Genomic DNA, 6,421 nt, shown 5'->3' on the forward strand with positions numbered 1-6,421 from the left:
GTGGATCGAGGCCGGCGAGCCGGCGCCCCGGCCCGGCGCGGCGATCGTGATCGCGCACGGTGACGCGGACCGGGTGACGGACCCGCGGTCGTCCGCCGCGTACGCGGCCCGGATCGGCGCCTCGTTCGTGCCGGTTCCCGGCGAGACGCACACCCTGCTGCGACGGCCGGTGTTCTGGACCCGGCTCGTCACCGCCTTCGTCGCGACGGCTCTCCAGCCGGCGGCGCACGCCCGCTGACCTTCCGCCCGGTTCCGGAACCTGGCGTGGCCGGCGGGGCCACTGATCGCCCCGCGTGCCCGTTCACCTGCATCGATCCGCCTCGCGCGGCGAGAACGCGGATGAGAAAGCGCTTCCCGAGGCTCTAGCAGGCATTGACACCCGTTAACCGGCGGTTCAGAGTGACGTACCAAAGAGCGCTTTCTCATCCCCGAAGCAGTTCTGAAACCGCTCCGACACATCCCGCTGGTGTCCCCACCTCTTGATTCCCCGCAAGGAGGACCGTCCATGAGTCCTGAAGTTTTCCGAACCGGCGGGCGCCGCCTGGCGCCCGTGCGGATCGCCGCGCTCACCTTCGCGCTGCTCGGGCTGCTGGCCGCCTATCTGGTCGCCACGGTCCGCAACGCCGACGCGGCCGAGGTCGTGGTCTCCCAGGGCAAGCCGACCACCGCCTCCTCCGTCGAGTGGGAGGGCACGCCCGCCTCCGCCGCCACCGACGGCAACACCGGCACCCGCTGGTCCAGCGCCTTCGCGGCGGCCCAGTGGCTGCAGGTCGACCTCGGCGCCACGACGGCGGTCAGCAGTGTGAAGCTGAACTGGGAAGCCGCGTACGCGACCGCCTTCACGGTCCAGTTCTCCACCAACGGCACGACCTTCACCAACGCCACGGGCACGCTGCGCGGCAACGCCGGCGAGCAGACGATCACGGTCGCCGGCAACACCCGCTACGTGCGGCTCAACCTGACCGAGCGGGCCCTGGCCATCTACGGCTACTCGCTGTGGGAGTTCCAGGTCTTCGCGGGCGGCAGCACGCCGACCACCCCGCCGACCGGCCCGACCACGCCGCCGCCCGCGGGCAGCGCGACGCTGCTGTCCTACAACAAGCCGGGTGCGGCGTCGAGCGAGCAGAACGACGTCAACTGCAACCCGTGCACCGTCGGCAAGGCCTTCGACCTGGACCCGGCGACGCGCTGGGCGACCAGCTCCACCACCGGCTGGGTCGACCCCGGCTGGATCTACGTCGACCTCGGCGCCACGGCCCAGATCAGCCGGGTCGAGCTGCAGTGGGACCCGGCGTACGCGACCTCGTACAAGATCCAGGTGTCGCCGAACGCGAGCAGCTGGACCGACATCTACTCGACCACCACCGGCAAGGGCTTCAAGGAGGTGCTGAACGTCAGCGGCACCGGCCGTTACGTGCGGATGTACGGCACCGCCCGGGCGACCCCGTACGGCTACTCGCTCTACGACTTCAATGTCTACGGCACCGGTGGCGCCCCCACCGCACCGCCGGCCCAGCCCGCCGACCCGGCCTTCCCGGCCAGCCGGCTGGTCTTCAACGACGAGTTCAACGACCCGGCCGGCACCAAGCCGAGCACGGCCAAGTGGACCTACGACCCGGGCGTGCCGCAGAACGGCGAGGTCCAGTACTACACCGAGAACAGCAACAACGCGCAGATGAACGGCCAGGGCCAGCTGGTGATCGAGGCGCGTAAGGAAGCGTCCAACGGGCGCGAGTACACCTCGGCCCGGATGAACACCGGCGGCAAGTTCACCACCCAGTACGGCCGGGTCGAGGCCCGGATCAAGGTGCCGAAGGGCAACGGCCTGTGGCCCGCGTTCTGGATGATGGGCGCCGATTTCCTCACCGGCCGCCCGTGGCCGTACAACGGCGAGATCGACATCATGGAGGTCCTCGGCCGCAACACCAGCGAGGCGTACTCCACGCTGCACGCCCCGCAGTACAACGGCGCCGGCGGCTACGGCCAGAAGTACGCCACGGTGGACCTGTCACAGGACTTCCACGTCTGGGCGGCGGAGTGGGACAGCAAGGGCATCAAGTTCCTGCTCGACGGCAACCAGGTGTTCTACGCCAGCAAGGCGACCGTCGAGGCGACCCGCGGACCGTGGATCTTCGACCACCCGTTCTACGTCATCCTCAACCTGGCCGTCGGCGGCGACTTCCCCGGTCCCATCGACGCCTCCACCCCGTTCCCGGCCCGGATGCTCGTCGACTACGTCCGCGTCTACAAGTGAGCTGACCCCCGCGCCGGGGCGGGTTTCCCCGCCCGCCCCGGCCCAGGAAGGATCCCCATGCGCAAACGACCTCTGTTCACCGCGGCCGCGGTAGCGACCGTCCTCACCGGCTTCGTGGCCATCACGCAAGGCTCGGCCAGCGCCGCCGACGGGCTGCTGTCGGCGAACCGGCCGGCCACGGCCTCCTCCCTCGAGTCCGCGGCCTTCCCCGCCTCCAACGCCGTCGACGGCAACCCCGGCACCCGCTGGTCCAGCGCGTTCAGCGACCCCCAGTGGCTGCAGGTGGACCTCGGCGCCACCGCCACCCTCTCCTCGGTGGTGCTCGACTGGGAAGCCGCGTACTCGCGCACCTTCAACCTGCAGACCTCGGCCAACGGAAGTTCGTGGACCACGATCAAGGCCAACGTCGCCGGCACCGGCGGCCGGCAGACCGTCGCCGTCACCGGCTCCGGTCGCTACGTCCGCCTGCAGTCCACCGCCCGCGCCACCCAGTGGGGCGTCTCGCTGGCCGAGTTCGAGGTGTACGGCAGCGGCGGCGGCACCGCTCCCCCGCCGACGATCCCGCCCGGCGCCGTCCGGGTGGCCGAGTTCCTCGCGGACTGCCCGTTCAGCCACCGGCTGCCCGACGACCCGATCGTGTTCCCGAACATGCCGGGCGCCTCGCACATGCACAGCTTCTTCGGCAGCACGGTGACCAACGCCAACTCGACCGTCAACGACCTGTTCAACGCGAACAGCAACTGCAACCCGTCGATCGACAAGTCGTCGTACTGGATCCCGACCTTCTACAACGGCAACACCCCGGTCGAGCCGACCACCGGCATCTTCTACTACCTGGGTGAGGGCGTCCGGGACGACCTGATCGCCCAGGCCCAGCCGCTGCCGTTCGGTCTGCGGATCGTGGCCGGCAACGCCAAGGCGACCGGCCCGGCCGACGCGTCGAACTCGCGCTGGTCGTGCCTGCACGCGGGGCAGGTGGGCTCGTCGCACGACTTCGTGGAGTGCCCGGCCGGCACGATGCTGGAGTCGTACCTCGACTTCCCGCAGTGCTGGAACGGCCGCGACCTGGACTCGCCGGACCACAAGAGCCACATGGCGTACCCGGTCAACGCCGCCTGCCCGGCGACCCACCCGGTCGTCGTGCCGAAGCTGCGGCAGGTCATGCGCTACCCGGTCAGCGGCAATCCGGCCAACTTCCGGCTGGCCTCCGGCAACGGGTACAGCATGCACGGTGACTTCTTCAACGCCTGGCCGGTCGAGGAGATGGCCCGCCGGGTGAACGACTGCATCCGGATCATCGTCAAGTGCGGCACGAACGGACGGCCGTGAGATGACGTCCGCAGCCGCCGGGGCTCGTCGCCGCCCCGGCGGCTCCGGGCGTGAAAGCGCTCTCAAGCGGAAAACGCCTGGTGCTATAACAGACGCCATGACTACCCGGCCCTCCCGCGCAGGGCAGCACCCGACGATGGACCAGGTCGCCGAGGCGGCCGGGGTGTCGCGGGCCACCGTCTCCCGGGTGATCAACGGCGCCCCCAGCGTCGACGCCAAGATCCGCGAGATCGTCCAGCGCGCCATCGCCGACACCGGCTACGTGCCCAACGTGGCGGCCCGCTCGCTGGTCACCCGCAAGTCGAACTCCGTGGCCCTGGTGATCTCCGAGCCCGACCGGCCGCACAACTCCTCGTTCCTCAACCGGATCTTCACGGATCCGTACTTCGGCCGGATCACCGCCGGCGCCACCGGCGCGCTGCGCCCGCACGACGTGCACCTGGTGATCATCCCGACCGACTCGACGGACCACCACCACGTCATCCGTTACCTGCGCCAGGGCCACGTCGACGGGGTGCTGCTGATCAGCAGCCACGAGCAGGACCCGCTGCCCCGGCAGGTGCACGAGCTCGGCATCCCGGCGGTCGTCTCGGCCCGGCCCGCGTCGCCGCTGGCCGCCAGCTTCGTCGACGTCGACCAGCGGCTCGGCGCCCGGCTCGCCGCCGAGCACCTGCTCAGCCGGGGCTGCCGCCGGCTGGCCACGATCAGCGGGCCGCTGGACATCCCGGCCGGCTCCGACCGGCTCGACGGCTTCCGGTCCTTCCTGGCCAACCGCGGCCTGGGCGACGTGCCGTCGATCGAGGGCGACTTCACCCGGCACGGCGGCGAGGAATGCGCCCGCCGGCTGCTGGCCGAGCACCCCGACATCGACGGCCTGTTCGTGGCCAGCGACCTGATGAGCGAGGGCGCGCTGCGCGCGGTGCAGGATCTCGGCCGCCGGGTCCCCGACGACATCGCCGTGGTCGGCTTCGACGACAGCAGCGCCGCTCTGGACTGCCGGCCGCTGCTGACCACCATCCGGCAGCCGGTCGAGGAGATGGCCGCCGAGATGGCAGAGGTGCTGATGGCCCACATCGCCTCGCCCGGCCGGCTGCCGCGCTCGGTGACCTTCCAGCCGACGCTGGTGATCCGCGAGTCCGCGTGAAGCCCGGTCGACGACATCGGCCATCATGACCGCGTGGGCGACCTTGCGATCAATCTCCTGGCCAGCGTCATCGCCGGTACGGCCGTCTGGCTCGCCGGCTTCCTGCTGCGCCGCCGCAAGCTGAGCCGCGAACGCGCCTTCTTCGGTCTCACCGAGGGCGCGAGCTGCCTGCTGGTGGTGTCCCGGCACGCCTCGTCGCCGCGCGAGTTCAGCGTGCACCGCCGCGACGTCGCCGCGCTGGTGGAGCTGGCGACCATCGCCCGCGAGTGCGGCGCGCACGCCGACCGGGTCGGGGAGAACCAGCCGACCGGTGAGATCGGCCGGCTCACCGAGTTCTGCGTCGGCGGCCCCGGCGGCGCCAGCCCGCGCAGCGCCACCCACGTACGCACGATCCTGCGCGGCGTGACGTACGCGATCTTCGACGACGAGAAGCCCCGGCTGTCGTTCACCGTCGGCGGCACCGAGTACGTCCTCACCCCGGAGACCAGCTACGTCCTGCTCGCCCGGTGCTGGGGACCGGCGGGTGGGCACCCGGTGTTCTTCATCGGTGGCCTGAGCGCGGGCAGCAACCTCGCCGGCGCCCGCTACCTGGCCGCCAACCACCCCGAGCTGGCCCGCCGGTACGGCGCCGACCGCCCCTTCGCGCTGGTGCTGCGCATCGTCGAGCCGGCCGCCTACGGCACCGACTTCACCGAGCTCGCGGCCGACGTGACCGACGTCGCGTTCCAGCCGGTCCCGCAGCCGGCGGAGTAGAACAGAGTCATGGACATTCTCGTCGCCGGCGGCCACGGCAAGGTCGCTCTCCGCCTGCTCCGTCTGCTGGCCGGCCAGGGGCACACCGCCCGGGGCCTCATCCGCTCACCCGCCCAGGCCGCCGACCTCACCGCGCTCGGTGCGGTCCCGGTCGTCGGTGACCTGGAGAACGACGCGACGCTGGACGCGTACGTGAAGGGCGCCGACGCCGTGGTGTTCGCGGCCGGCGCCGGGCCGGGCAGCGGGGCCGCACGCAAGCGGACGGTCGACCTGGGCGGTGCGGTCAAGCTGGCCGACGCGGCCCGCGCCACCGGGGTACGCCGCTACGTCATGGTCTCCTCGATCGGCGCCGACCGGCCGGACTCCGCGGGCGAGTCGATGCGGGCGTACCTGCAGGCCAAGGCCGAAGCCGACGACTATGTCCGGGCGAGCGGCCTCGACTTCACGATCGTGCGCCCGGGCTCGCTCACCGACGATCCCGGCACCGGCCTGGTCCGGGTCTCGGCCGAGCTGGGCAACCGGGGACCGGTGCCGCGGGACGACGTGGCGGCGGTGCTGGCCGCCGTGCTGACCACGCCCGCCACCGTCGGCACCACGTTCGAGCTGTTCGCCGGCGACACCCCGATCCCGGAAGCGCTGGCCGCGCTGTAGTCACGCCGTCAGCAGGTCCTGCCGCTCGCGCATCAGTCCGCTCCAGTGAGCGCGGGCCGCCTCGGTGCGCCCGGCGACGTCCTGGCGTACCTCCGCGACCACCGCGGCCGACCCGTCGGTGTTGCGGATCGCCTGGTTGATCTGGTCCCGCATGAGCAGGTCCGAGAAGAAGACCTGCGCGACGCCGGTCGGCGGGACGACCGGCCGCGGGGCATGGCCCAGCGGCCGGGCCAGGCCGACGTCGGCCAGCTCGGTGTGCAGCACCTCGAGGCACCGGTCGGCGTGGGCCG

The 6,421-nt window shown here is 71.6% G+C and carries 7 protein-coding genes; 6 read left to right on the forward strand and 1 reads right to left on the reverse strand.

What is annotated here, in order from left to right:
* The 6 genes from AB0C29_RS27965 to AB0C29_RS27990 form a co-directional block, all read left to right on the forward strand.
* A partial coding sequence (locus tag AB0C29_RS27965; RefSeq protein WP_360825985.1) for a hypothetical protein occupies positions 1-238 on the forward strand: 238 nt, incomplete at its 5' end.
* Positions 239-505: 267 nt separating this feature from the next.
* A complete protein-coding gene (locus tag AB0C29_RS27970; RefSeq protein ID WP_360825988.1) occupies positions 506-2,254 on the forward strand; it encodes a discoidin domain-containing protein in 1,749 nt (582 codons plus the stop codon).
* A 57-nt stretch (positions 2,255-2,311) separates the two neighbouring features.
* Positions 2,312-3,583: a DUF1996 domain-containing protein gene (locus AB0C29_RS27975; protein ID WP_360825991.1), complete on the forward strand. Its 1,272-nt coding sequence runs from the start codon at positions 2,312-2,314 to the stop codon at positions 3,581-3,583.
* A gap of 97 nt (positions 3,584-3,680) precedes the next feature.
* On the forward strand, positions 3,681-4,727 hold the full coding sequence (locus AB0C29_RS27980) for a LacI family DNA-binding transcriptional regulator (RefSeq protein ID WP_360825994.1): 1,047 nt from the start codon (positions 3,681-3,683) through the stop codon (positions 4,725-4,727).
* Positions 4,728-4,760: 33 nt separating this feature from the next.
* Entirely contained in the window at positions 4,761-5,480 is a 720-nt protein-coding gene (locus AB0C29_RS27985) for a hypothetical protein (RefSeq protein ID WP_360825997.1), read from the forward strand.
* 9 nt (positions 5,481-5,489) lie between these two features.
* The gene (locus AB0C29_RS27990; protein WP_360826000.1) at positions 5,490-6,131 is read left to right on the forward strand and encodes an SDR family oxidoreductase; all 642 of its coding nucleotides are present in this window, start codon (positions 5,490-5,492) and stop codon (positions 6,129-6,131) included.
* On the opposite strand, the gene AB0C29_RS27995 is transcribed toward AB0C29_RS27990, so the two are convergent.
* On the reverse strand, positions 6,132-6,421 hold a 290-nt coding region (locus AB0C29_RS27995), incomplete at its 5' end, for a hypothetical protein (RefSeq protein ID WP_360826003.1).

The organism is Actinoplanes sp. NPDC048791 (assembly GCF_040650095.1).
In the GTDB taxonomy this organism is placed as follows: domain Bacteria; phylum Actinomycetota; class Actinomycetes; order Mycobacteriales; family Micromonosporaceae; genus Actinoplanes.

Bases quoted from the DNA above. Each gene is read 5' to 3' on its own strand.
- AB0C29_RS27990 (WP_360826000.1), top strand. From the start codon at position 5,490: ATGGACATTCTCGTCGCCGGCGGCCACGGCAAGGTCGCTCTCCGCCTG.
- AB0C29_RS27975 (WP_360825991.1), top strand. From the start codon at position 2,312: ATGCGCAAACGACCTCTGTTCACCGCGGCCGCGGTAGCGACCGTCCTC.
- AB0C29_RS27980 (WP_360825994.1), top strand. From the start codon at position 3,681: ATGACTACCCGGCCCTCCCGCGCAGGGCAGCACCCGACGATGGACCAG.
- AB0C29_RS27970 (WP_360825988.1), top strand. From the start codon at position 506: ATGAGTCCTGAAGTTTTCCGAACCGGCGGGCGCCGCCTGGCGCCCGTG.